General features: G+C 70.1%; 20 protein-coding genes and 2 pseudogenes. 6 read left to right on the forward strand and 16 right to left on the reverse strand.

What is annotated here, in order from left to right; genetic code table 11:
• The first annotated feature begins 153 nt into the window (after positions 1-153).
• The 3 genes from IE262_RS01180 to IE262_RS01190 all read left to right on the forward strand — a co-directional run bounded on the left by IE262_RS01180 (position 154) and on the right by IE262_RS01190 (position 5,530).
• On the forward strand, positions 154-1,236 hold the full coding sequence (locus tag IE262_RS01180; RefSeq protein ID WP_134039405.1) for a LacI family DNA-binding transcriptional regulator: 1,083 nt from the start codon (positions 154-156) through the stop codon (positions 1,234-1,236).
• Between the two features lie 176 nt (positions 1,237-1,412).
• The gene (locus tag IE262_RS01185) at positions 1,413-2,717 is read left to right on the forward strand and encodes an MFS transporter (RefSeq protein ID WP_189870566.1); all 1,305 of its coding nucleotides are present in this window, start codon (positions 1,413-1,415) and stop codon (positions 2,715-2,717) included.
• Positions 2,714-5,530 (forward strand): family 78 glycoside hydrolase catalytic domain, encoded by a 2,817-nt coding sequence (locus IE262_RS01190; RefSeq protein ID WP_189870568.1) that lies wholly within the window; start codon positions 2,714-2,716, stop codon positions 5,528-5,530. Before IE262_RS01185 ends, IE262_RS01190 begins: the two co-directional genes overlap by 4 nt.
• 197 nt (positions 5,531-5,727) lie before the next feature.
• On the opposite strand, the gene IE262_RS01195 is transcribed toward IE262_RS01190, so the two are convergent.
• From IE262_RS01195 to IE262_RS01215, 5 genes are all read right to left on the reverse strand, one after another.
• Complete coding sequence (locus IE262_RS01195) at positions 5,728-6,822, reverse strand: tartrate dehydrogenase (protein ID WP_134039402.1); 1,095 nt, start codon at positions 6,820-6,822, stop codon at positions 5,728-5,730.
• Between the two features lie 112 nt (positions 6,823-6,934).
• Positions 6,935-7,834, reverse strand: a complete 900-nt coding sequence (locus IE262_RS01200; protein WP_189870570.1) for a LysR family transcriptional regulator — start codon at positions 7,832-7,834, stop codon at positions 6,935-6,937.
• 42 nt (positions 7,835-7,876) lie between these two features.
• Positions 7,877-9,028 carry a glycerate kinase gene (locus tag IE262_RS01205; RefSeq protein ID WP_189870572.1) on the reverse strand — a complete coding sequence of 384 codons (1,152 nt, stop codon included), beginning with the start codon at positions 9,026-9,028 and terminating at the stop codon, positions 7,877-7,879.
• Positions 9,028-10,422 carry a C4-dicarboxylate transporter DctA gene (dctA, locus tag IE262_RS01210; RefSeq protein ID WP_189870575.1) on the reverse strand — a complete coding sequence of 465 codons (1,395 nt, stop codon included), beginning with the start codon at positions 10,420-10,422 and terminating at the stop codon, positions 9,028-9,030. The genes IE262_RS01205 and dctA overlap by 1 nt, the downstream gene beginning before the upstream one ends.
• A 293-nt stretch (positions 10,423-10,715) precedes the next feature.
• Positions 10,716-11,408, reverse strand: coding sequence for a TetR/AcrR family transcriptional regulator (locus IE262_RS01215; RefSeq protein WP_189870577.1), 693 nt, complete (start codon positions 11,406-11,408; stop codon positions 10,716-10,718).
• A 147-nt stretch (positions 11,409-11,555) separates the two neighbouring features.
• Here IE262_RS01215 and IE262_RS01220 point away from each other — a divergent pair, with 147 nt between their 5' ends.
• A complete protein-coding gene (locus IE262_RS01220; RefSeq protein ID WP_189870579.1) occupies positions 11,556-12,233 on the forward strand; it encodes an SDR family NAD(P)-dependent oxidoreductase in 678 nt (225 codons plus the stop codon).
• A gap of 324 nt (positions 12,234-12,557) precedes the next feature.
• Positions 12,558-13,108: pseudogene (locus IE262_RS40125) on the forward strand (alpha/beta hydrolase); the annotation flags it as partial.
• A gap of 39 nt (positions 13,109-13,147) precedes the next feature.
• On the opposite strand, the gene IE262_RS01230 reads toward IE262_RS40125, so the two are convergent.
• The 11 genes and pseudogenes from IE262_RS01230 to IE262_RS01280 form a co-directional block, all read right to left on the reverse strand.
• Positions 13,148-14,035, reverse strand: a complete 888-nt coding sequence (locus IE262_RS01230; protein WP_189870581.1) for an SMP-30/gluconolactonase/LRE family protein — start codon at positions 14,033-14,035, stop codon at positions 13,148-13,150.
• 17 nt (positions 14,036-14,052) lie between these two features.
• Positions 14,053-14,973 (reverse strand): sugar kinase, encoded by a 921-nt coding sequence (locus IE262_RS01235; RefSeq protein WP_229877100.1) that lies wholly within the window; start codon positions 14,971-14,973, stop codon positions 14,053-14,055.
• Between the two features lie 47 nt (positions 14,974-15,020).
• Positions 15,021-15,641: a bifunctional 4-hydroxy-2-oxoglutarate aldolase/2-dehydro-3-deoxy-phosphogluconate aldolase gene (locus tag IE262_RS01240; RefSeq protein WP_189870583.1), complete on the reverse strand. Its 621-nt coding sequence runs from the start codon at positions 15,639-15,641 to the stop codon at positions 15,021-15,023.
• A 52-nt stretch (positions 15,642-15,693) separates the two neighbouring features.
• The gene (dgoD, locus tag IE262_RS01245) at positions 15,694-16,839 is read right to left on the reverse strand and encodes a galactonate dehydratase (RefSeq protein WP_189870585.1); all 1,146 of its coding nucleotides are present in this window, start codon (positions 16,837-16,839) and stop codon (positions 15,694-15,696) included.
• A complete protein-coding gene (locus IE262_RS01250) occupies positions 16,836-17,576 on the reverse strand; it encodes a FadR/GntR family transcriptional regulator (protein ID WP_134039397.1) in 741 nt (246 codons plus the stop codon). Before IE262_RS01250 ends, dgoD begins: the two co-directional genes overlap by 4 nt.
• Complete coding sequence (locus IE262_RS01255) at positions 17,570-19,780, reverse strand: tetratricopeptide repeat protein (RefSeq protein WP_189870587.1); 2,211 nt, start codon at positions 19,778-19,780, stop codon at positions 17,570-17,572. The genes IE262_RS01250 and IE262_RS01255 overlap by 7 nt, the downstream gene beginning before the upstream one ends.
• A 43-nt stretch (positions 19,781-19,823) precedes the next feature.
• A complete protein-coding gene (locus tag IE262_RS01260; protein WP_229877040.1) occupies positions 19,824-20,153 on the reverse strand; it encodes a hypothetical protein in 330 nt (109 codons plus the stop codon).
• Positions 20,154-20,345: 192 nt separating this feature from the next.
• A pseudogene (locus IE262_RS40460) lies at positions 20,346-21,163 on the reverse strand (Tn3 family transposase).
• Between the two features lie 7 nt (positions 21,164-21,170).
• Entirely contained in the window at positions 21,171-22,061 is an 891-nt protein-coding gene (locus tag IE262_RS01270; protein ID WP_189870591.1) for a dioxygenase family protein, read from the reverse strand.
• A gap of 40 nt (positions 22,062-22,101) precedes the next feature.
• On the reverse strand, positions 22,102-22,686 hold the full coding sequence (locus tag IE262_RS01275; protein WP_229877043.1) for a dienelactone hydrolase family protein: 585 nt from the start codon (positions 22,684-22,686) through the stop codon (positions 22,102-22,104).
• The gene (locus IE262_RS01280; RefSeq protein ID WP_229877044.1) at positions 22,687-23,454 is read right to left on the reverse strand and encodes an SDR family NAD(P)-dependent oxidoreductase; all 768 of its coding nucleotides are present in this window, start codon (positions 23,452-23,454) and stop codon (positions 22,687-22,689) included.
• A gap of 116 nt (positions 23,455-23,570) precedes the next feature.
• On the opposite strand from IE262_RS01280, the gene IE262_RS01285 reads away from it, so the two are divergent.
• Positions 23,571-24,263, forward strand: coding sequence for a TetR/AcrR family transcriptional regulator C-terminal domain-containing protein (locus IE262_RS01285; RefSeq protein ID WP_189870593.1), 693 nt, complete (start codon positions 23,571-23,573; stop codon positions 24,261-24,263).
• Positions 24,264-24,290: the final 27 nt, after the last annotated feature.

Below are 24,290 nucleotides of genomic sequence, written 5' to 3' on the forward strand. Positions count from 1 at the left end.
CCGCGCCGGCCGCGCGCCCGCGGTACGAGGGACTCCTTCCGACCGCCCGGTGCGACAGCGCTCCGGGCGGGGTCCCCCGACACGGGTGGGCGTGGGGCACCCACCGGCTCCGTCCGGACCATGGGCCCGGTCGCTGTGGGCGCCGGGACTACGATGAATCCTGGCAGGCCACACGGGCAAGGCCAGGGCTGGGGAGGATTTCTGAACAAGGTCACGATTCGGGACGTCGCCGAGTTCGCCCAGGTGTCCCAGGCCACGGTCTCGAACTACTTCCACAAACCCCGCAAACTTTCGGATGCGACTCGGGAGCGGATCCGGCAGGCGGTGGAGACGCTGGGTTTCGTGCCCAACGACGCGGCCCGCACGCTGCGGACCGGTGTCAGCCCGGTGATCGGGTACGTGGCGTTCGAGTTGGCCAGCGCGACAACTCCGGAGATCGCCGCCGCGATCGAGCGGCGCGTCTCCGCCCAGGACATGTATCTGCTCATGGCCAACGACACCGGCTCCCGTATGCGCGAGCGCGAGTATCTGAAGCTCTTCGAGCAGCAGCGCGTGGCCGGTGTCATCATCTCGCCGGTGGGTGACGTGGAAGCCGAACTGGCGCGTTTGCGGCGGCGCGGCATCGCGAGTGTGCTCAGCGCACGACGCGCGGTCTCCCCCGGCCAGGCGTCGGTTTCGACGGACCATGTGGCAGGCGCTCGGCTCGCCGTCCAGCACCTCATCGAACTGGGCCGTCGCAGGATCGGGTTCGTCGCGTCCTCGCTGGACCTGCAACAGGTCGCGGACCGGCAGCGGGGAGCGCTGTCCGTGATCGAAACAGTGGCCGACGCCGCTTTTGAGATCATTTCCGTGCCCGAGCGCACCGTGGAGGCCGGCATCGCGTGCGCCGACCGGCTCGCCCGTCGCAGGCCCGCCGACCGCCCCGACGCCCTCTTCTGTGTCAACGACCTGCTGGCCATCGGGATCGTCAGCTCCTTCGTGACGGGCGGGAGCGTTCGCGTACCGGAGGACATCGCGGTCATGGGCTACGACGACATCGAGTTCGCCCAGTCCACCATCGTCCCCTTGAGCACGGTGCGCACACCGCATGCCCAGTTGGGGGCAGCCGCGGCGGACCTGCTGTTCGACGAGATCGCGTTCCTGCGTGGCTCCGAAGCCGTGGGCGAGGAACGCGTCGCCCACCAGATCGAGTTCACGCCCGAACTGGTGGTACGTGCCTCCACCATCGGCACCTGACCCCTCCCTGCGTCACTGTGCGTGACGCCCCGCACAGCGCTAGTAAATCGTTTCACCTCTTTCCTTGCTGGCCTCTTGACGGCGCTGTCACTCCGCCGTTCTCATTGCCCGCAACACCGTTGAAACGTATTACCACTGGCTGGGCGGAAGACCGCCGGTGAAGGATGGAGCACCTCATGGCGGAGACGAACGCGGGCTCGCCACAGCTCGACCGCAGACACTGGATGCTGGCCGTGGCCGCCGGCATGGCCTCATTCCTCGACTCGGGAGCCATCATCTCGGTCGGTCTCGGGCTGGCTCTGTGGAAGGAGAGCTTCGGACTCGATGTCTGGACCGTGGGCGTACTGGGATCGACCCTGACGCTGTTCATCGCGGTCGGCGCCCTGACCGGAGGTCGCGTCGCCGATCTCTTCGGCCGTGGGCGGGTTTTCTCCCTGACCATCCTGCTGTACGCCGTGGCTGCCGTCGCGGTGGCCCTCGCACCCAACTCCACTGTTCTCGTCGTCGGCGTCATCCTGATCGGGATGGCGGCCGGAGCGGACCTGCCGACCTCGATCGCCGTGCTGTCGGAGAGGGCCCCGGCCGGTGCTCAGGGCCGGCTCGTGGCGTTCACCCATGTGATGTGGACCGCCGGTGTGGTGTTCGCGACCTCTCTGGGGTTCGCCGTGTCCACGCTCGGCACGTTCGGCATCAGGTTGATCTTCGCGACGCTCGCGGCACTCGCCGTGGCGACCTTCGCGTTCCGTTCCTTCTACACACCGTTCCGGCAGCTGGAGGCGGAGTCCGACGCCCGGCACACCTCCTCGGGGGTCGACCCCCTCCGGGCGCTTCCGCTGCGCACGCTGTTCCGCGACCGGACGTTCCGCGTCATGATCCTCCTGACCGCTCTGTTCTATCTGTTCTTCACCCTCGTCGCGAACACCTTCGGCTCGTTCAAGACCTACTTCCTCGTCGAGGTCGGCGACACCTCCCAGACCGTCGCCACCGCACTGTCCTTCGTGACCACGCTCATCGGCCTCGCCGGGACCATCGTGTTCACCCGTATCGCCGACACGAGGTGGCGCAGCCGGTTCTTCGCCGCGGGCGTCGCGGTGTTCGCCTCCTGCCAGTTGCTCATCGCCGTCACCGGCGGAGTCATCCTGCCCGCGATGATCGCCGCCCTCGTCCTCTACAACATCGGCTTCCCGTTCGTCGGTGAGGCGCTGTACAAGATCTGGACGCAGGAGTCGTTCCCGGTCAACGCCCGGGCAACGGTCCAGGGCGCCACCATGGCCATCGCCCGCTTCATCGCGTCGGCGTTCGCGCTCGTCACACCGGCGCTGATCGACTGGAGCCCGTCCGGCCTCTATTACCTGCTGACCTTCTTCGCGCTGGTCTCGGGATTCATCGGCATGCTGATCATCCGCCGCGACCGTGCCGCCTCAGCGTCCTTGGCGGCGCCGCGCACCCTGGACGCCCCGGTTGCCGGAGACGCCCGGTGACGACCACGGAACACGAGGTGCGCGTCCACGCCGTCCGCATCGGCTGGACCGACGACACCTTCACACCTGTCCCCTGTCCCCCGCTCTCCTGGAAGACCACCACCGCGCTGCCCTCGTGGATGCAGTCCGCGGCCGAGGTCGCCGTCACACGCCAGGGCGTGACCACGACTGTTCGGGTCGTCGGACCTGACGCTGTCCACGTCCCCTGGCCCTTCCCGCCGCTCGAACCCCGCGAGACGGCCCGGGTCCGGGTCCGGGTCCACGGGCAGGACGGATCGAGTTCCCCGTGGAGCGCGGACACGGAGATCACAGCAGGTTTCCTGCCCCCCGACGGCTGGCAGGCCCGCTTCATCGGCTCCGGTTCCGAGACGCCCCACCTCCTGCGGGCCGACTTCGACGTACGGGGCACCGTGCGGCGAGCCCTGCTGCACTCCACCGCGTTCGGCGCCTACGACATTCAGGTCAACGGAGCCGCGGTCGACGACGCCGAACTGAAACCCGGCTGGACCAGCTACCAGTGGCGTGTCCATCTCGACGTGGCGGACGTCACCACTCATATCCGTCCCGGCCGCAACGCCCTCGGTATCGTCCTCACCGGCGGCTGGTACACGGAGCGTTTCGGCTTCCGGGACGCCGCGCGCCGCTTCTACCAAGGTGCTCCGGCCGCGGCCGCGCAGCTCACGCTCGAATACGAGGACGGGACCGTGGAGACGGTCCTCACGGACGAGCGGTGGCGCTGGTCACCGGGGCCGGTCGTGTCGGCGAGCCTCTACCAGGGCGAGAACTACGACGCCCGACGGCACATGCCGGGGTGGTCGGGTCCGTCGTTCGACGACTCGGCCTGGGCGCCGGTGCGCACGGTCGCCGTTCCGGAGGTCATTCCGACCCCGCGCGCCCTGCCGCCGGTCCGTGTCGTCGAGCACCGCCCCGTCGAACGGGTCCTGACCACGCCGAGCGGCAAGACCGTCCTCGACTTCGGACAGAACCTCGTCGGTCGCCTCCGCATCCGCGTCAGCGGAGAGCGAGGACATGCCATCACCCTGCGCCACGCGGAGGTGCTGGAACACGGGGAACTCGGCACCCGGCCCTTGCGCAACGCCGCCGCGACGGACCGCTACGTTCTCAGCGGAGAGGGAGAGGAGACCTGGGAACCCAGGTGGACCTTCCACGGCTTCCGCTATGTGCAGGTCGACAACTGGCCCGACACACTCACACCGGACCAGGTGTCGGCCGCCGTCCTGCACACCGACATGCCGAGAACCGGTGGCTTCACCACCTCGCACACACTCCTGCAGCGGTTTCACGACAACGTCGTATGGGGCATGCGGGGCAACTTCCTCTCCGTCCCGACGGACTGCCCGCAACGCGACGAGCGCCTCGGCTGGACCGGCGACCTCCAGGTCTTCGCCCCGACCGCCACCTTCCTGTACGACTGCGGCGCCTTCCTGCGGTCCTGGCTGGACGACGTGATGCTTGAGCAGCAGGCGGCGAACGGAGTCGTGCCCATGGTCGTGCCCGCGGTGATCCCGCAGGTGCCCGGCCTCTTCCAACCGGTCGCGGCCTGGGGGGACGCCATCACGGTCGTACCGTCCGTCCTGTGGGAGCGCTTCGCGGACCGTGACATCCTTCAGCGGTGCTTCCCCTGGATGGCGGCATGGGTCGATGTCGTCAGGTCCAGGACGAAGGGCGCCCTGTTGTGGGAGGAGGGGCTGCAGTTCGGCGACTGGCTCGACCCCGACGCACCACCCGAGAAGCCCGGCGACGCCAAGACCGACGCCGGCATCGTGGCCACGGCCTACTTCTTCCGGTCGGCGGATCTGACCGCCAAGGCGGCCGCCCTGCTCGGCCGGGACGACGACGCCCGTCGCTACGCAGATCTGGCCGCACGCATCGGGCAGGCATTCCGCGACGCCTACGTCACCCCGCGCGGCCGCATGATGTCCGACGCGCCGACCGCCTACGCCCTCAGCATCGTCTTCGGTCTGGTGGACGGTGCGCGACGTCAAGCGCTCGGCGACCGCCTGCGTGACCTCGTCCGCGCCGCCGGTTACCGCATCTCCACCGGCTTCGTCGGCACCCCGATCATCTGTGAGGCACTCTCTTCCACGGGGCACGCGGCCGCCGCCTCAAGGCTGCTGGCCCAGACGGAGTGCCCGTCGTGGCTGTACCCGGTGATGATGGGTGCCACCACCGTGTGGGAGCGCTGGGACTCGATGCTCGAAGACGGATCGATCAACCCTGGGCAGATGACCTCGTTCAACCACTACGCCCTGGGCGCCGTGGCCGACTGGCTCCACACGCATGTCGCCGGTCTCTCTCCCCTGGAACCGGCCTACCGCGTGATCCGGATCGCGCCCACCGTGCTGAACGACCTGGACGACGCTTCGGCGTGGCACGAGACACCGTATGGACGTGCAGGCGCGGGCTGGCGTCGGGAAGGTGACCAGGTGCACTTTCACGCACAGGTACCGCCCAACACCAGTGCTGTCGTCGAGCTCCCCTCCGGGGACAGGTTCATGGTCGGAAGCGGTACCCACAGGTGGGTCGAAGACCATCCGAAGCCCACTCCATCGCGAAGCCCGCTGACTCTCAGCAGCAGCCTGGCCACGATCATCGACGATCAGCAGGCATACCATGCGGTGCTCGGTGCGATAGCGGGCCTCGACGTGGCACGCGCTGACACCTTCCGCCGGACGACACGGTGGAAGGCCGGACGCGCACTCCGCGAGCCGCTGGACAAGGCGCCTGTGGAAGTCCTGGCAGCGGTCGAACAGGCTCTCGCCGTGCTGCCGATCGGGGATGCCGAGGGCTGACCCCCCCAGCGCGGGTCGTCATGTTCTGCGCGTCCCGGCTGGCCAGGGCCCGAGGCGGGCCCCGGCCAACCGTCACATCACGGGCCTACGTGCGTGCGCCGGTCACTGCCTCTCGCGCAGGGCAGGTGCGCGCCGGAACAGCGGGCGAAGGAGAACGAGTCGCGCACTGAGTCGCTCCGGACGATCGATCGGGCCGCTCAGGCCTTGAGAGCGTCGATCAGGGCCTTGGTCACGTCCTCCGTCGTGGACGTGCCGCCGACGTCGCGAGTGAGGATACCCGCCGCGGTCGTGGCCTCGATCGCCTTGTTCAGGCGGGCCGCCTGCTCCGGCAGGCCGAAGTGCTCCAGCATCAGCGCGGCACTGCCGACCGCACCGATCGGGTTGGCCAGTCCCTGCCCCGCGATGTCCGGGGCGGAGCCGTGCACGGGCTCGAACATGCTGGGGAAGCGGCGCTCGGGGTTGAGGTTGGCGCTGGCGGCCAGGCCCAGGCTGCCGGCGAGGGCGCTGCCGAGGTCGGAAAGGATGTCGGCGTTGAGGTTGGAGGCCACGACGACCGAGAGGTCCTCGGGGTGCAGGACGAACTTCGCGGACATCGCGTCCACCAGCACGCTCTCGGTCTCCACGTCCGGGTAGTCGGCGGAGACGCGCTTGAAGACGTCGTCCCACAGGACCATGCCGTACTGCTGAGCATTGCTCTTGGTCACGGAGGAGACCTTCTTGCGGTCCCGGGTGCGGGCCAGGTCGAAGGCGAAGCGCATGATCCGTTCACAGCCCACCTCGGTGAACAGGGCGGACTGGACGGCGACTTCGCCGCCGGGCCCGCGTCCGCCGAGGTTGCGGCCGCCGAGGCCCGCGTACTCGCCCTCGCTGTTCTCGCGGACGACGACCCAGTCGAGGTCCGTGTCGTCGGCCTTACGCAGAGGACTGTGCACGCCAGGCAGGAAGTGCACGGGGCGGACGTTGGCCCACTGGTCGAAGTTCTGGCAGATCTTCAGGCGGAGGCCCCACAGGCTGATGTGGTCGGGGACGGTGGGCCAGCCGACCGCGCCGAAGTAGATCGCGTCGAAGTCCTTGAGCCGCTCCAGGCCGTCGTCGTCGATCATCTTGCCGGTTCGCTCGTAGAAGTCGCAGCCCCAGGGGAACTCCTCCCAGGCGAAGGCGAAGGGAGCGGCAGTCGGCTTGGAGGTCTCGGCCAGGGCGTCCAGGACGGCGCGCCCGGCGGCGACGACTTCCCTACCCACGCCGTCGGCGGGGATGGCGGCGATACGGAACGTGCGGGGTGCGGCTGTCATGGATGCCTCCGGCTCGCTGTCGTGCGGTCGGTTCGAGTCAACACACCGGCTCGGTGGCGCGTCCAAGACCTGCTTTCGATACGACGTATAGGCGTGGCCGATCGGTCCTGCGTCAGGCGCCGGGGGCCCGCCGCTCTGCCAGCGATCTGGTGAGAGAGAGGAACGCCCGTGCACCCGGCGTGAGGTGAGCGGGCAGGCTGACCATCGCCACGTGGAGGTGAGCGGTCGGCTCGATCGGGGCCACCACCGCTCCGCAGCGGCGGGCCAGCCGGGTCCAGGACGACGGGAGGACGGCGACCCCGACACCGGTCAGGACCAGCGGCAGGATCGACGTGCGGTGGTCGACGATCGTCACGATCTCCGTGCCGGTGCCCCCCGCGGTGATGTCGTCGACGATCTGGCGCATCAGGCTGCCGGTGCGCGACGCGATGAGTTTCTGTCCGGCCAGGTCCTCGGGCCGGACGGTGACGTCGTCCTCGATCGTCCCGCCGGGCGCGGCGACGACCACGAAGGGCTGGTCCTCGACGTGCAGGACGTCAAGGGCGTTCGGATGGACAGGAGTTGCGCTGCCGAGCAGGCCCAGTTCGCAGGCACCGCTGCGGACCAGGGAGATCACCTCGTCGGGGGTGAAGGCGGCGTGCGTGCTGACGGTCACGGACGGGTGCAGCGCGGCGAAGCGGTGGATGAGGGTGGTGAGGGGTTCGATGCCGGGCGAGGGCATGGTGGCGACCTCGACCGTGCCGCCGTGGAGTCCCGCGAGGGCAGCGGCGGTGTCGCGTACGGCGGCCAGGTCGCGCAGTACGCGCCGGCTCGGCTCCAGCAGTTCCTGGCCCGCCTCGCTCAGGACGACACCCCGGCCCACCCGGTGGAAGAGGGCCACCCCGAGATCCGCCTCCAGGTTCGCCATGGCCTGGGACAGCGAGGGCTGGGCCACGTGAAGGGCGGCGGCGGCCCTGCTGAAGCCGCCGTGGTCGACGATGGCCAGGAAGTACTCCAGTTGCCGGGCGTCCACGGCACCTCCCCGCTGTGTGCTGGTACGACAGGCGCAGCGAGCCTACCTGCTGGTTTCCGTTCCTCCGCGTTCGATCCAGCGGTCGGCGAGGGTCCGCCCGCACTGGGCGAGCAGGTGTGCGGACAGGGCGCTGTCCCGCGCACAGTCCTGGTCGGTCAGGTCCGTCAGGGCTTGGACGGAACGGAAGTGGGCGGCGGTTCGGTCCTCGGGCAGGGTGCAGCGGCCGGCCACCGCGTGCACCGCCACGCCCAGTCGACGGGCCCGCCGGGCGAGTGCGACCGGCAGTTTGCCCGACAGGGACTGCTCGTCGAGGCTGCCTTCGCCGGTCACGACGAAGTCGCTCGCGGCCAGCAGGTCATCAGCTCCGAGCAGGGCGAGGAAGTAGTCGGCGCCCGAGCACACGCGCCCGCCGAGCAGCATCCCGGCGTACCCCAAGCCGCCGGCTGCCCCCGCACCGGGGGCGTCGGCACAGCGTGCCGCCTCCGTGACTCCCCCCGCCTCCAGTCGCCGTACGAACCCGGCGAGGGCGTCGTCCAGTTCCCTCACCTCGCTTTCGGTCGCCCCCTTCTGGGGGCCGTAGACGGCGGCCGTGCCCGTCGGCCCGAGCAGCGGATTGTCCACATCGGTGGCGAGGACGAGATCGACTCCCGTCAGAGCAGCGCGGGCCTCGGCGAGATCGGCCATGCGGAGGTCGGCCAGTCCTCCGCCGCCTGGACCGATCGGTGAGCCGTCCTCCCGGGTCAGCAGCGCGCCGAGGGACTGGAGCATCCCGGCGCCTCCGTCGGTGGTGGCGACCCCGCCGAGCGCGAGGACGATCGTGTCCGCCCCGCCTGCGAGTGCGTACCGGACGGCCTGTCCGATGCCCCGGCTGGTGGCCGTGAGCGGCGCCTTGTGACCGCCCTGCAAGATGCCGAGTCCGCAGACGGCCGCCGCCTCGATGAGGACGGTACGGCCGTGCACCGCGACCTCCGCCGTCACGGGCCGACCGGTCGGCCCGGTCACCGTGAGCTTCTCGGGGCTGAACCGGCCCGCGCAGGCCGCGGCCACGCTCCCCTCTCCCCCGTCCGCCAGCGCGAGGCGGTCGACCCTGGTCCGGGGGGCGGCTTCCAGCAGCCCGCGTTCCAGCGCGCGTGCCACCTCGTCAGCGCTGAGCGAGCCCTTGAACTTGTCCGGGGCGATGAGCACGGACACCATCAGGGCGTCACCTCGGCGGTGTGCGGGGGGCCGGAGGCGGCGACCGGCCGGACGTCTTCCGCATCCGTTGCCAGGGGCGGCTCGCCCGCCGTGCCGGCCAGTACCTCGCGGGCCCTCGCCAGGTCCAGGCCGTTCTCCCACTTCGCCACGACCAGGGTGGCCACCGCGTTGCCGTAGAAATTCACCAGCGCCCGGCACTCCGACATGAACTTGTCGATGCCGAAGATGAGCATGATGCCCGCGGCCGGAACCGAACCGACCGTCGACAGCGTCGCGGTGAGCGCGATGAAGCCACCGCCGGCGACGCCCGCCGCTCCCTTCGACGTCAGCAACATGACGGCCAGCAGCCCGAGTTGCTGGCCCAGAGACAGCGATGTATCGGTGGCCTGGGCGATGTAGAGGGTGGCCAGGGAGAGGTAGATGGCCGCCCCGTCGAGGTTGAAGCTGTAGCCGGTCGGCACGACCAGGCCGACGGTGGAGCGCTCCGCGCCCATGAACTGCAGCTTGCGCATGAGGCCGGGCAGCGCGGGCTCGGCCGTGGACGTGCCCAGGATCAGCCAGAACTCCTCCTTGAAGTAGCGGAAGAGCTGGAAGACGTTCAGCCGCACGTACAGGCCGAGCACACCGCCGAGCACTACCACCACGAACAGCGCGGAGGTGACGTAGAAGAGGACGATCAGCGAGCCGAGGCTGGTGAGCGTGGACAGGCCGAACTTCCCGATGGCGTACGACATCGCGCCGAAGGCGCCCAGAGGTGCGGCCTTCATGATGAAGGACAGGACCTTGAAGACGACCTCGGTCAGGCGTCCGACGGCGGCGATGATCGGCTCGCCAGTCTTCCCGACCATCTTGATCGCGATGCCGAAGACCACCGCCAGGAAGATGACCTGAAGGATGTTCCCCTCGACGAACGGGCCGAAGAAACTGTTCGGCACGATCCCCGTCAGGAACTCCCACCAGTGCTGGTGCTCTCCCTGAGATATGTACTGAGTGGCGTCCCCGGACGTCTTGAGGGCCGCCGGGTCGGCGTGCACACCGTCGCCGAGGCGGAAGATGTTGACCGCGACCAGCCCGGACAGCAGAGCGACCAGCGTGCCGACCTGGAAGTAGGCGAGCGCCTTGACGCCGGTGCGGCCGACCTTCTTCAGGTCCGCGACTCCGGCGATGCCGCCGATGATCGTCAGGAAGACGATCGGGCCGATCAGCATCTTCATCGCGGTGATGAACGTCGTGCCGATCGGCTCCATGTCGGTCGCGAGATCCGGCCGGCGCCAGCCCAGCACGATGCCGATCACGATCGCCACCAGCACCTGGACGTACAACTGCCGGTACCACGGCGTCGCCCCGATACGCGCGGCCCGCTCGGCTCGTCCGCCGCCTGGGGTATGCGTCATTGCAGCCTCCCTGATCGCGCGCCACCGAGCCCGATCGGTGCGCGCCAGCTTGCGCCACAGTGAACCGGGCCACACGTCACGGGTCCACGACCAAAAATCGATGCCCTGTATAGGCCGGGCCTATCGGTACCGGCGCAGGGTGAGACGCCGCTCCCCGAGGACCGCCGGAGTCTCGCGCATCCTGGGGCGAGTCACGCGCGGCTGTGGTGGTGCTGGGCGGGTTCATCGTGCAGCAGGCAATGTTCGACGACAGGACACATCACGTCACCCTGTGGACCGACGTTTCCTCTGAGTCAATCGCCCGACTCGGGCGCCGCGACGCCCGGCGGACCGGGACGGAGCATGGCCTGGTAGAGGGCCTCATGCTCGGGTGAGGCGGGCAGGGGGCCGCGGGTCGGGGTCTCGAAGGACTGGATCAGCAGGGCGACGACGCGCCGCCAGGCGTCGGGTGCGGCGCCGCCGGTGGCGTTGACGACGCCGGCGTTGGCCATGTGCACCAGCACCAGGTCCGAAGGGTCGAAGTCCTCACGCAGGCGGCCGGTTGCCTTGGCGCGGCCGATGAGCTCGACCATGCCCTCGTACGCTTCGTTGCGACAGTGCTCCAGGGCCTTGGCAGCGGGGAACGTCGTGGTCAGCACGTCGGCGAAGCCGTAGTCGGCGGCCTGCATCGCGCAGGCGGTCTCGACGTAGCCGACGAAGCCGTGCCAGGGGTCGGGATCGTCGAGGGCGGCGGTGACCGCGTCGGCGTAGGCGGTCATGCGGTCGATGAAGACGGCGTCGACCAACTCCGCCTTGCTGGGGAAGCGCCGGAACATGGTGGCGATCCCCACCCCTGCCTCGCGGGCCACGGACGCCATGGAGGCATTGAGGCCGTCCCGTGCGAAGACCGTGCGCGCGGCGGCGACGATCCGTTCCCGGTTGCGCTCGGCGTCACTGCGCAAGGGTTGAGCGGCAGGGGCGTCGGGATGCTGGTCGCCAGGGGTCATACCGGCCAGTCTAGCAACCGGATTGCCCTATCCAGTTTTGGTGGTACGGTTGGGCGCAGCGAAGCGGAATGCCCTATCCGGATCTTGAATTGGATAGGCCTTTCCGGATGCTCCCGTCTTCTTGTCCGCCTTACGAAAAGGATCACTGTGACCAGCATCGCCATCATCGGGGCCGGCCCTCAGCTCGGCCTGGCCATCGCTCGCACCTTCGGCTCCCAGGGCTTCGATGTCGCCCTGATCTCCCGCAACCGCGAGAAGCTCGACACCCTCGTGGGCAAACTCGCCGCGGAGGGCATCGACGCCACCGCCTTCCCCGCGGACGTCCTCGACCGTGACGCCCTCAGCAAGGCACTCCAGGACGCCGCCGCGAAGTTCGGCGGCATCGACGTCCTGGAGTACTCCCCGGTCGGGACGCTCGGCACCACCGTTCTGACCACTCCCGCCGAGACCGAACCGGCTCATGTCCAACATGAGATCGAATTCCAGCTCTACGGGGCCATCACCGCCACCCGGGCAGTGCTGCCCGCGATGCGGCAGGCCGGCTCGGGCACCCTGCTCTACACCACCGGCGCCGGCTCCATCGACCCCGTGCCGCAGGTCGGCAACGTCAACGCCGCCGCCGCGGCGCTCCGCAACTGGGTGATCAACCTGCACAAGGAGCTGGACGGCACCGGGATCCAGGCCGCCCACGTCGGCATCGACGTCTCGATCGGTATCCCGGCCGTTCCCGGTTTCCCGACGACCCAGCCCGAGGAGATCTCCCCCATCTACTGGGATCTGCACACCACCAAGCGCGACCGGGCCGAAATCGTCTTCAGCCTCTAGAGCAGCCGGCCCCGCCCTGCTTGGTCGAAGCCGGAGCGCGCCGCCGCGATCGACCACCGCGGCGGCTCCCTCCGTCCTCGCCCCCTGTTGAGGAGGATTTCATGACCTACGCGTACGACGCCGAGATCACCCCCTGGCTCGAAATGCTCCCGAACGGACCGTTCGCGGATGTCCGTGAACGGCGCGCCATAGGTGAGGCAGCCGTCCGCAACGGACTGCCGTCCTACGAGCCGGACGTCGCGATCAGCACCCGCGACGTCACCGTCCCCGGGCCCGAGGGCGCACCCGACGTCATGGTCCGCGTCTACGCGCCCGCCGGGCACGGTCGTGGTCTCCGTCGAGTACCGCCTCGCCCCGGAGAACCCCTTCCCCGCCGGGCTGGAGGACTGCTACGCGGCCCTGACGTGGGACCGCGAAGTCGGCGAGCGAACTGGGCATCGACCCCGACCGACTCGGCATCGCCGGGGAGAGCGCGGGGGGGCGGCCTCGCCGCCGCGGTGACCCTCCTCGCGCGCGACCGCGGCGGACCCGCGCTCTGCTTCCAGTACCTGGGGGTCGCCGAACTCGACGACCGTCTCCAGACACCGTCGATGCGGGACTACGACGACGTCCCGCTGTGGAACAGCCGTGCCACCGAGGTCAGTTGGGACTGCTACCTCGGCGAGGGCCGTCGGGGCACCACCGACGTCTCCCCCTACGCCGCACCCTCCCGCGTCCAGGACCTGTCCGGGCTGCCGCCCGCGTTCGTCATCGCCTGCCAGTACGACGCGTTCCGCGACGAGGACATCGACTACGCCCAGCGCCTCGCCCACGCCGACGTCCCCACCGAACTCGCCCTCTACCCCGGCGTCCTGCACGGAGGCATCGAGAAATAACCACGACCGTCGCCGTCACGGCACGGCGTCGGGGATGTGTCAGTACCGGCCCCGCCAGGAGCAGGCGGCCGTTCCCCTGACCGGTTCGGGGATGGTGAGCACGGCACCGGAGGCCGCGGTCGGGTCGGGCACCCCGTGGCGGGCCGTGGTGACGTAGAGGCGGGTGTCGGTGGGGTGCAGGCACACCGACGTGGGGTGCGGGGCGGGGACGCTCAGGGTGTGGAGCAGGTGGCCGTCGGGGTGGTAACGGCGTATCGCGGCGGCGCCCCACATCGCGACCCACAGGCAGCCCTCCTCGTCGACGGTCATTCCGTCGGGGCTCCCTTCGTCGCCGCCCAGGCGGACGAAGCTCTCCGGGCCGCCGGACAGGTCGCCCGAGACCGGATCGACACAGCAGCGGAGGATGGTGCCGGCGGCCGAGTCGGCGAGGTACATGGTCGTGCCGTCGGCGCTGAAGGCGGGCCCGTTGGCGATCGTCAGCCCGTCGAGGACGCGTACGACCGTGCCGTCGGGGTCGGTTCGGTAGAGCGAGCCCGCGCCCCGGGTGCCGTCGTAGGCCATGCTGCCCGCCCAGAAGCGGCCGGCCGGGTCGGCGACGCCGTCGTTCATCCGGCTGGGGACGGGGGTGTGGTCCTCGGGGCGGTCCAGCCACTCCAGCGCGCCGTCGGCGGTGAGCAACGCGACGCCGGTGCCCGCGGCGGCGATCCACACGTCCGGTTCGTCGCTCACCGGGGCGACGGCGCCCAACGGAACGTCGAGCCGGGCCAGTCGGCGCGGGGCCGAGGGACCGGTGCCGTCGCGCAGTTCGTAGAACCGGCCGGCGAGGATGCCGACGTACACATACCGGCCGTCGGCCCAGCGGCCGCCCTCGGCAAGTTCGTACCCTCCGTCCACAACGACCGTGACGGGCGCTGTCGTGAATGTCATGAGTCGCCTCTCCTCGGTCAGCGGACGGTCGTGCCGTCGGGTTCGTCGAGCAGTCCGAGTTCGTCGCGCGTGGGGAGCCCTTCCCAGTCGCCCCGGGTGGCGACCGCGAAGGCCGCGGTGGTCACGGCCCGGTGCAGACGGGCCGGGACGTCCGCGCCGTCGAGGAGTCCGGACAGGTATCCGGCCACGAAGGCGTCACCCGCGCCGACCAGGTCGACGGCGTCGACCTGCCGCGCGGCGCGGTCGGCTGTTCCGCCGGCGGTGACGACCGTCGCGCCGTGTGCACCGCGTTTGACGATCACCTCTTGGATGCCCGCGTCCAACAGGCTCTTCACGGCCTCCGATTCACCTGCCTCGGGCCGTTGCAGCACCAGGGGCAACTCGTCCTCGGAGGCGACGAGCAGGTGGGTGTGGGCCAGCAGCGGCCGGAGGGCGGCGCGGGCGCGATCGGCTGCCCACAGTCTGGAGCGGTAGTTGATGTCGAGGCATACGGTGATGCCGGCGTCGCGGGCGGCCGTGGCGGCGGCCAGGACGGTCTCGGCCGCCGACGGACCGAGCGCCGGGGTGATGCCGGTCAGGTGCAGGACGCGGGATCCGGAGGCCAGCGCGGGCAGTACGTCGGCCGGTGTGACGGCCGAACCCGCCGAACCGGCGCGGCAGTAACTGACGCGGGTCAGTGTGCCCAGGCGGGGTTCGGTCAGCAGCAGTCCCGTGGGCCGTCCGGCGTCGTCGGTGGCCGCGTGGCTGATGTCGATCCCCTCGGCGCGCAGGGTGCGCAGTACCAGGGCACCGAGTTCGTCGGCGCCGACCCGGCCCGCCCAGCGCACCCGGTGCCCGAGCCGGGCGAGGCCGATGGCGACGTTGGACTCGGCTCCCGCCACGGAGAGGCCGAGACTGCCGCCCATCCGCAGGGCGCCGTGGGCACGCAGCGCCGCCATCGTCTCGCCGAAGGTCACCACCTCGGGCGGCCCCTGGCGGTCCGCGCTCACGGCGTGTCTCCGGCGGCCACCGTGCGGAACTCGGCCGCCCGGACGCGCAGCTGGTCCAGGTCGCCGCCGTCGGCCGCGTCGCCGACGAGCGGTGAGCCGACGCCGACAGCGAGGGCGCCCCGGGCCAGGTAGTCGCGGGCGGCCGGCGCGTCCACTCCCCCGACGGGCACGAAGGGCACCTCGGGGAAGGGGTCGCGCAGGGCCCGCAGGTAGCCGGGGCCTCCGACGGAGCCGGGGAAGAGTTTGACCGCGTCGGCGCCGCGTGCGAGGGCGGCTTCGATCTCGCTCGGTGTCAGGGCGCCCATCAGCAGGGGCACGCCGTACGGCGCCAGTTCGTCGACCAGTGCCGGGGTGACAAGGTACGACGCCCCGGCATCGATCGCGCGGGCCGCGTCCGCCGCGGAGCGCACCGTGCCGGCGCCGAGGAGGGCGTCGGGGCCGAGCGCGGCGCGGGCCTGCCTGATCACGGTCAGGGCGTCGGCGGTGGTCAGCGATATCTCGACGACGGCGATGCCCTCTTCTACGAGGGTGTGCACGGTGCGCAGGGCGGCGACGGGGTCCTTGCCCCGTACGATCGCCAACAGGCGGTGGCGTCGGAGGGATTCCACCAGGTTCATGGGAGCGGGCTCTCCTTGCGGGTTCGGTTCAGGGGCGGCGGCTGCGCGGCGGTCACCATTCGGTGAACGCGCCGTCGGGGCCGCGCCACACGGGATTGCGCCAACGGTGTCCGGTCTCGGCGGCCCGGCGAACGGCCTTCTCGTCGATCTGGACGCCCAGCCCCGGACGGGAGCCCGCGACGGCGTATCCGTCGTGGAACCGGAAGGGTTCGGGGTCCATCACATACTCCAGCAGGTCGCACTGCTGGTTGTAGTGGATGCCCATGCTCTGCTCCTGGATCAGGAAGTTCGGCACCGAGAAGGCGATCTGGAGGCTCGCGGCCAGGGCGATCGGGCCGAGGGGGCAGTGCGGGGCCAGGGCGACGTCGTACGTCTCGGCCATGGCGGCGATGCGGCGGACTTCGGAGATGCCGCCGGCGTGCGAGAGGTCGGGCTGGGCGACGGCGATGCCGCTGGCCATGACCTCGCGGAAGTCCCAGCGCGAGTACAGGCGTTCGCCGGTGGCGAGCGGGATGCTCGTGGACTCCACCAGGCTGCGCAGGTTGCCGGAGTGCTCCGGCCGTACGGGCTCCTCGGCGAACAGCGGGTGCATCGGCTCCAGTTGGGGAAGCAGCCGGCGGGACATGGCGGTGGAGGCCCGGCCGTGGAAGTCGACGGCGATGTCCCGCTCGTCGCCCAGCATGTCACGGACGGCCGCGACGCGTTCGACGACCTCGGCGGTGCGGGCCGGGGTGTCGATCGGGGCGAGTTCGGCCGAGGCGTTCATCTTGACGGCGGTGAAGCCCGCCTTCATCTGCGCCTCGGCGAGTTCGGCGACATCGCTGGGGCGGTCGCCGCCGATCCAGGCGTACATGCGGACGCGGTCGCGCACCGGGCCGCCGAGGAGGCGGTGGACGGGGACTCCGTACGTCTTGCCGGCGATGTCCCACAGGGCCTGGTCGATTCCGGCGACCGCGCTGGAGAGGATGGGGCCGCCCTGGTAGAAGCCACCCTTGGTGAGCACCTGCCAGTGGTCCTCGATGCGCAGCGGGTCCCGGCCGACAAGGTGGTCGGCCAGTTCGTGGACCGCGGCACGCACGGTTTCCGCGCGGCCCTCGATCACGGGCTCGCCCCAGCCGGTGATGCCCTCATCGGTGGCGACGCGCAGGAACAGCCAGCGCGGAGCCACCAGGAACGTCTCAAGTGCGGTTATTTTCAAGGCACTTCCTTCGGAAGCCGGTCGGCGCCGGCCGCGTCCTGGTCCGCGCGTACGGCCGCGAGATCGCCGGACGCCTGGGCCAGGAGGGATTCGACGGCGGCCACAGCGGCGTCCGGATCGCCCGCCTCGACCGCGTCCAGCAGCTCCTGGTGCACGGGGATGGAGTCGGAGAAGTGCCGCGCGCCGTGCACGATCCGGTCGCGCACCCGCAGACCGGCCTCGATGACGACCTCCATGCGGCTGAGCAGTTCGTTGTGCGCGGCGTCCAGCAAGGCACGGTGGAAAGCCAGATCCGCCTCGACCATCGCTTCCGCGTCCTTGTCCGCCGCCGCCATCGCCCCCAGCGCCTGCCGCATCGCGTCCAGGTCGGCAGGGGTACGGCGGACGGCGGCGAGCCGGGCTCCGGCGGGCTCGACTATCGCGCGGACCTCGGCGAGGTCCCCGAGGAAGCCGTCGGTGGGCGCGCTGCTGCCCTGCCAGCGCAGCAGGTCGCTGTCGAGCAGGTTCCAGTCGGCGCGGGGCCGGATGGTGGTACCGCGTTTCTGCTTCGACTCCAGGAGGCCCTTGGCCGCCAGCACGCGCAGTGCCTCGCGCACCACGGTCTTGCTGACGCCGAGCTCCGCTTCGAAGTTGGCCGGGTCCACGACGGTGCCCGGGGGGTAGTCGCCGCGGATGATGCGTCGGCCCAGCTCCTCCACCGCCTGGCCGTACAGCCCCCTACCGGGATGGGTCACCACGTTCTCCGTTTCCGTGTCGGTCCGGTTCGCACGTGATCAGGGCCCAGCACACGCGTCCGATCAGCCAGCAGTCCGGCAAATGCCGCGACGGCACCTGCCACATCCCCCGCCGCCCCCCGCCAATAAGCGAGGTTGTGTCGCGTGATGAGGGTGTCGGGGTGGTCGGGACCCAGTACACGCGTCTGATCGGCCAGCAGTTCGGTGAACGCCGCGACGGCACCCGCCACATCCCCCACTTTCCCTCGCCAGTACGCGAGGCTGTGCTGAGCGGCCAGGGTGTCGGAGTGGTCGGGACCCAGAGCGCGCGTCTGATCGGCCAGCAGTTCGGTGAACGCCGCGACGGCACCCGCCACATCCCCCGCAACCCCCCACCAGTAGGCGAGGTCGTGCCGCGTCGAGAGGGTGGCGGGATGATCAGGGCCCAGCACACGCGTCCGATCGGCCAGCAGTCCGGCAAATGCCGCGACGGCACCCGCCGCATCCCCCGCCTCTCCCCGCCAGTACGCGAGGTCGTGCCGGGCGGCCAGGGTGTCGGAGTGGTTCGGGCCCAGGTGGTAACGGGTGGTGATGGCCACGTGGTGGAAGTGGTCGCGAGCGGTAGCGGCCTGGCCGCTCTCGCCGAGGCTCTTGCCAGTGCGGAAGAGCACCTTGTGGGAAGCGGGCTGGTACAGGGCGTCCTTGGCGGTGCGGGCGAGAGAGAAGGCGTTCGCACGCAGGGTCTGGGCAAGGGTGGTGTCGCGTTCGATGTCGGGCCAGGCGGCAGTAAGGGCGTCAGCGGAGGTGCGGGCGAGCCGGTCGTGCTGGTCGGGGGTGAGGGTGTCACGGGTGGCACGCTGAACGAGCTGGTGGACGCGGACGGGTTGGTGGGGGATGTCGGGAGTGTGGTCGATCAGGCTGAGCCGGTGGAGGGCCCGCAGCGCGAGCACGGCGTCCTCGGCCGACACCTGGGCCGGCTGGTTGCTGGCTGTGCCGGCTGGGGGGCGGTGCTCGCTGAGGTGCGCGCGGACCGGCTGGCTGGTGAGGACCGTGGCGGGGATGCCGTTGGGGTTGAGGAATGCGGTGAGCTGGAGCATGGGGCGGGCCAGGCCCGCGGGGCGGAGTTGGTCGGCGCATTCGATGGACAGGGACCAGGTGGCGGCCACGGTGGCGGTCTGGTCGTCGGGCAGTGCACCGGGCTCCGGCAGCAGGTCGGCCAGTTTCCTGATCCGGTCGGCCAGCAGTTCCCGGTAGGAGGCGCAGGTCAGGTCCGCGTCGATGATGTGGGCGGCGGCCTGGGCCAGGGCGAGGGGCAGGTATCCAAGGTCGGCGGCCAGACTGTTGATCTGATCGGTTGGCTCGTGGCGGTCGTGCGCGGCCAGTACGGCGGTGAAGTAGGCGACGGCTTCCTGAGGGGTGAACAAGCCCACGGTTACCCGGTGCCGGCCTGCTCCGGTCAGGGCGGCCTCTCGCCGACGCGTAGTGACCAGGGTGCGGCCGTAGGGGCTGGTGGGCGGCCACCAGCCGCGCATTTCGGCAGGATCCGCGACATCGTCGAGTACGACCAGCCACTGGCACGGCTTCTGGTCGGTTTTGGGTTCCAGCCAGGCCAGGAACGCCCCCGCGGCCCGCTCCGGGGCGCTGGCATCGGCGGCAAGGATCTCTACGCCGGCCTGCGCGTACCCGGCCGTGATCGCTGAGCGGCTGCTCGCGCTGATCCACACGAGTACGTCGACCTCGCCGTTGTCCCAGGCGGTGCGGGCGTAGTCAGCGGCCAGTTGGGTCTTGCCCACCCCGCCGGTCCCGGTCAGTACCTGGGTGAGCACCGCGGTGCCCTCGTTGTCGACCACCGCGCGCAGCTGGTCGGCTTCGGCCCTGTGCTGGAAGGACTGGGCGCGGGGTGGGAGTACGCCGACTTGGTGCGGCCAGGTGGCGGTTGTGCGCGGCGCGGCCTGCTGTACCAGGGTGAAGCGGTCGATCGCCAGGTACCCGGTGTTGGCCAGGCCGCCCTCGCTGGCGGTGGCGTCCCCCGTAAGGCTCACGTGCACCGGGCTGGCGGTGCCTGGGTCCGGTCCGGTGTAACCGGTCACCGCCGTGGCTCCATCGCGGGCGGTGGCGGTGCCGGTGTCCGCGGCGGTGACCGACGGCTCGTGTTTTGCGTCCGCGACCTCAGAATCAGTGTTGGGGTCACCGTCCGGGTCGGGGTGGCGGTTGGGCCATCGTGCCATCGGACGGAAACCTCCCCCACGCGCTCTGGCCGTTCCGGCCCGGTCAGCTGAAGTCGACACCCGTGCTTGCGTTGCTGTCAGGCCCGTCCGCAGTGGCGTCCCCGGTTCGCTCCGCCCGAATCGCCCCGCTCCCGGCATCTTGCGGGCGTCGCACGCCGGTAGACGCCCGGCCTCCACCGGTGGCCTTGGCCTTCCCGGTATCGACCACCACAACCCCGGGCTGTGGGGTGGCTGAGGACTGCATCAGTGCCCAGACCAGGGCGGCAATACCAGTGGCGCCCTGAACTGAGGCGGCAACCAACTGGCCGGTATCCGGGCTGTCCAGCAGCCAGAAGAACGGCGTCGACACGGTCAACATGACCGCCGCCACCATGACCGTGATCTTCCTACGTCGCGACACACCCGCCCCCTCCCCGTAGCCGACGAACGCGCGCCCTCAGCAGTACAGATGGCCTTTAACTGTTAGCACAGGGCGCCTTTGCACAACCATCAGTTCCCCACTCGTGTTGAAACCCGCCATCCCCGCCGCAGACCGGCACAGGTGGCAGGGTCCGCAACCGCCCCGCTACTGCTTTGCCTGCACCTGCGAAGACTCTGCCCTCTCCCGGTCCCGGGGCGGGGCCGGCTGGCCATCCAGCGAGGCCCGAGGGCCGGGCACGGTGGCCGCAGCGAGGCTGAGACGGGCATCCATGTCGAGGTTGACCTCCTCGTACGGGCGGACATGGGACCAGAACAACGGGGTCAGGCCGCGCCGGTCGGAGGGTGTGAGGAGGTCGGCCCACTCCGGTTCGCCCAGGATGTCCTGGAGCATCAGGGTGTTCACGAAGACCAGGGCCGACTGCAAGATGCGCAGGCACAGGACGAACATTTCCTGCTCGTCGCGCCGGTTCGAGGCGATCTCCCCGCCCTTGCCGTAGGCCATCACGGAGTTGGCGCCGTTGGAGGACTCCATCACGTTCAGGCCCTCCTCGATCTCCCGCTGAAGGTCGCGAAGCCGCAGGTAGCGGGCCACGAAGATGGTCTTCTGGGCGCGGCCGACCTCCAGCATCGCCACGTAGATGGGCGGGAGGCATTGCGGGTGAAGCGGCGCAGGATCGCCTCGGTGGACGCGGTGCGGGTCCGGATCGCGGTCGCGTACTTGATCATCCGGTCGTACTGCTGGGCGATGAGTTCCCAGCGGATCGGGCGGGTCAGTGCCGGGGCGAGCTGCGGGTAGGCGTCCGGTTCGCCGGCCACTGGGCGGTACAGCTTGACCTTGTTGATCCGCTTGATGCGCGGCAGCAGGTCGAAGTCCAGGAGCCGCGTGATGCCGAACCCGATTTCCGACTGGCCATGCGAATCGGTGTAGTTGGCTTCGACGTCCATGGTGGTGCCGTGCCGCATCGCTCCCTCATGCCGTCGCCGTCTTCGAGGGGAGGGTGTCGGGGCTGGTGCGGGTCTTGAGGAGGAAGTCGAACTCCATGGTGCGGTAGGGGCCTGGGAAGCCGGCGTCGGCCATGTCCTCAGGATCCTCGTGCAGCACGGTGTCGGCCTGTAGGGCGGGGTGGGCCAGCTTCGCGCCGACGAAGTCGACAGGGATGACCGGATCTCCCTTGAAGTAGATCTCGCCGCGCCAGGGGGTGATCAGGTCGGGGTGGTGGACCTCGTAGTGGATGTGGGCCGGGCGAAAGAGGCTGCGCCCGAGGGCCGCGGTGGCCTCGACGGCCTTCTTGATCGCGGTGACGTGGGCGTCGGCGTAGGCGACGGGGGTGATGGTGGTGAAGGTGTAGCGGCCGTCGTCGCCGGTGAACAAGTGACCGCGCAGGTTGCCCTTGGGTACTCCGTCGTCGTAAAGGCCGGAGTAGTCGCCGTTGTTGGCGGCGTGGTAGATCTCCAGCCTGGCGCCCGCGCGCGGCTTGCCGTTGCCGTCCAGGACGCGGCCGGAGGCGACGAGCGGGGTGCCGGGTTCGTCGGGGCGCATCGGCAGGGTGCCGGGGTTGTCAATGCGCCGGGAGCCGGCAATGAAGGTGGGGCTGTTGACCTCATCGGAGGGGGTGTATCCGTCGCGGCCACCCTGGAAGAGCTCGCTGTACAGAGGCATGGCGACCAGCGCCAGGGGGGCACCGGTGGCCGTCTGCATCTGCTGCAGCAGATCGGTGACGGCGTTGAGGTCGTCGAAGGTCAGTCCCTCCTCGTCACGCAGACGGGCCAAGGCGTCCCTGAACGCCTCGACCAGGCGGACCGCGCGGGGGTTGACCAGCGCCGGATCGACGTAGGACGGATCAGTGGTCGTGGTGGTCATCACGTCTTCTCCTTCAAGGTGGGGGCATTGAGGGCAGGCATCAGTCGGCGGGGCCTGGGAGCCCATGGGCGAGGAAGGGCGGAAGGAGGCGTTGTCCGGGAGGGCTTCCGGACGGATGGTGCGTGCCGGTTGTCACGAGTCCGCCAAGTACTCGTCGAAGAACGCCTCGATCCGGCGCCAGGAGTCGGCGGCGGATTTTGAGTCGGGCAGGACTCGGCGAGGGCGTGCTCGGCGTCCTTGGGCAGGAGGCCGTAGTTGACGGATGCCGCGTCGAACGTCCCGCGGCGACCAGCGCGACTCTGCCGCCCATGCAGAAGCCGATGACGCCGACCCGTCCGGCGCGGTCGGGGTGCCCGGCCAGTGTCTGCCGTGCGGCTTCCAGGTCGGCCCAGGCGCGGCCGCGGCCCGATGTGGCCGCGCGCATCGTCGGCACCAGGCAGCGGCGGACGCCACCCTCGGCGAACAGGTCCGGCATCAGCGTCAGATGACCGGCCTGCGCGAGCCGTTCGGTCTGCCGCAGCATCACGTCGTCCACCGCCAGGGCCTCGTGGACGACCACGACACCGGGCCAGGGGCCTTCCCCCCTCGGGCCGGGCGAGATGGCCGAGCAGTCTACGCTGCTCATTCAGCCGAGGAGGCTGCCACCGGTGGCGTCGATGAACGCGCCGGTGATCCAGCGCGCTTCGTCGGTGGCGAGGAAGACCACCACGTCCGCCACCTCTTTCGGCTCGCCGATGCGCTTGAACGCCGAGAGCTGGGACATCTGCTGCACGACCTCGGGGATCTTGAAGATCTCGCTTCCGTTGTCCGTGATGCCGGGGGCCACTGTGTTGACAGTGATCTCACGGGGAGCGAGATGCCGCGCGAAGTGCCGCGAGAGCTGTTCAAGGGCGCCCTTGGTCATGGCGTAGGGGGCCTGTGACGGGATGGCGACACGGGTCGTGCCGGAGGAGATGTTGATGACGCGCCCCCGGTCAGGCATCAGCCCGAGAGCGCGCTGAGTGATGAAGAAGGGGGCCTTGGCGTTGACCGCGAACAACTGGTCGAACTGCTCGGCGGTCACCTCCTCCGGGGCGCTCCCGCCGGGCAGGGTTTCGCCGGCGTTGTTCACCAGGATGTCCAGGGTGATCTTCCCGGCGTGCTCTTTCAGCCCGTCCTCCAACCCCTGGAACAACTGGTCGACATCGCCCGGTACACCCAGCGGCGCCTGGACGGTGAAGGCTTGGCCGCCGTCCTTCTCGACGAGTTCGACGGTCTCCTGAGCGGCCCCCTCGTTATGGGCGTAGTGCACCGCGACCAGTACTCCCTCACGGGCCAGGCCGACGGCTATGGCACGGCCGATCCCTCGACTGGAGCCGGTGACAAGAGCGGTCCTGCCGTTGAGCTTCCCCACGACGGTGTCCTTTCCGGGTCCCAGAGCACGGGACGCCGTCGGCGACCTGGCAGCCTCACGGGCGAACCTCAGTGACTTGGACGGCGTCCAAGCTGGGAAGCCAGTATGCTTGTGCAGTGTCCAAGTCGTCAAGTCCGGCGGGGCCTCGTGCCACCGCCTCCCGCGCCCCTGTCGGCCTCACCGACGAGCAGATCACCGCCGCCGCGATGGAGGTACTGGAGAGCGACGGTCTCGACAAGCTGTCCCTGCGGGGCGTCGCCGCCCGGCTGGGGGTACGGGTCAACGCGGTCGCCTGGCATCTGAAGGACAAGACCGGTCTGCTTGAGGCCGTGGCCGACGCCATAGTGGCCAACTGCGTGCCCGCCCACCTGCCCCCCGATCCGGAAGAACGGGTTCGCGCACTGCTCACGTCACTACGCACGGCGCTGCTGTCCCACCGGGACGGAGCCCGCCTGGCCCAGGAGGGCTCTTCGCTGGCCCGGCCCCACCAACGCGCGTTCGCCGAGGCGTTCAACGCCGCCCTGCACGCCACCGGCCGCAGCCCCCAAGAGGCGGCCTGGACCGCCTGGACGCTGATGTACTTCACCCTCGGCCTGGTCAAGGAAGAACAGACACCGCCGAACCGCACCTTGTGCGCCGAGGCCGCGGAAGCCGACCCCACGGCCTTCCCCTCGCTCGCGAAGACGATCGCGCATCTCATGGCGGACAGCTTCGACGACCGCTTCGCCTACGGCGTCGACCTGATCCTCAGCGGGCGCTCCGCCGTGCCGTCGGCTCCTCGACCGGCACCAGGACCTCAAGCCGAGTGAGCAGTTCCCCCTGCCGGAGCCTGTGGG

Origin of the sequence: Streptomyces bluensis, from assembly GCF_014650715.1 — a bacterium.
Classification (GTDB): Bacteria; Actinomycetota; Actinomycetes; order Streptomycetales; family Streptomycetaceae; genus Streptomyces; species Streptomyces bluensis.

Bases quoted from the DNA above. Each gene is read 5' to 3' on its own strand.
- IE262_RS01180 (WP_134039405.1), top strand. From the start codon at position 154: ATGAATCCTGGCAGGCCACACGGGCAAGGCCAGGGCTGGGGAGGATTT.
- IE262_RS01185 (WP_189870566.1), top strand. From the start codon at position 1,413: ATGGCGGAGACGAACGCGGGCTCGCCACAGCTCGACCGCAGACACTGG.
- IE262_RS01195 (WP_134039402.1), bottom strand. From the start codon at position 6,822: ATGACAGCCGCACCCCGCACGTTCCGTATCGCCGCCATCCCCGCCGAC.
- IE262_RS01205 (WP_189870572.1), bottom strand. From the start codon at position 9,028: ATGGTGTCCGTGCTCATCGCCCCGGACAAGTTCAAGGGCTCGCTCAGC.
- dctA (WP_189870575.1), bottom strand. From the start codon at position 10,422: ATGACGCATACCCCAGGCGGCGGACGAGCCGAGCGGGCCGCGCGTATC.
- IE262_RS01215 (WP_189870577.1), bottom strand. From the start codon at position 11,408: ATGACCCCTGGCGACCAGCATCCCGACGCCCCTGCCGCTCAACCCTTG.
- IE262_RS01230 (WP_189870581.1), bottom strand. From the start codon at position 14,035: ATGACATTCACGACAGCGCCCGTCACGGTCGTTGTGGACGGAGGGTAC.
- IE262_RS01235 (WP_229877100.1), bottom strand. From the start codon at position 14,973: ATGGCGGCGCTGCGTGCCCACGGCGCCCTGCGGATGGGCGGCAGTCTC.
- IE262_RS01240 (WP_189870583.1), bottom strand. From the start codon at position 15,641: ATGAACCTGGTGGAATCCCTCCGACGCCACCGCCTGTTGGCGATCGTA.
- IE262_RS01255 (WP_189870587.1), bottom strand. From the start codon at position 19,780: ATGGCACGATGGCCCAACCGCCACCCCGACCCGGACGGTGACCCCAAC.
- IE262_RS01260 (WP_229877040.1), bottom strand. From the start codon at position 20,153: ATGGTGGCGGCGGTCATGTTGACCGTGTCGACGCCGTTCTTCTGGCTG.
- IE262_RS01270 (WP_189870591.1), bottom strand. From the start codon at position 22,061: ATGACCACCACGACCACTGATCCGTCCTACGTCGATCCGGCGCTGGTC.
- IE262_RS01275 (WP_229877043.1), bottom strand. From the start codon at position 22,686: ATGAGCAGCGTAGACTGCTCGGCCATCTCGCCCGGCCCGAGGGGGGAA.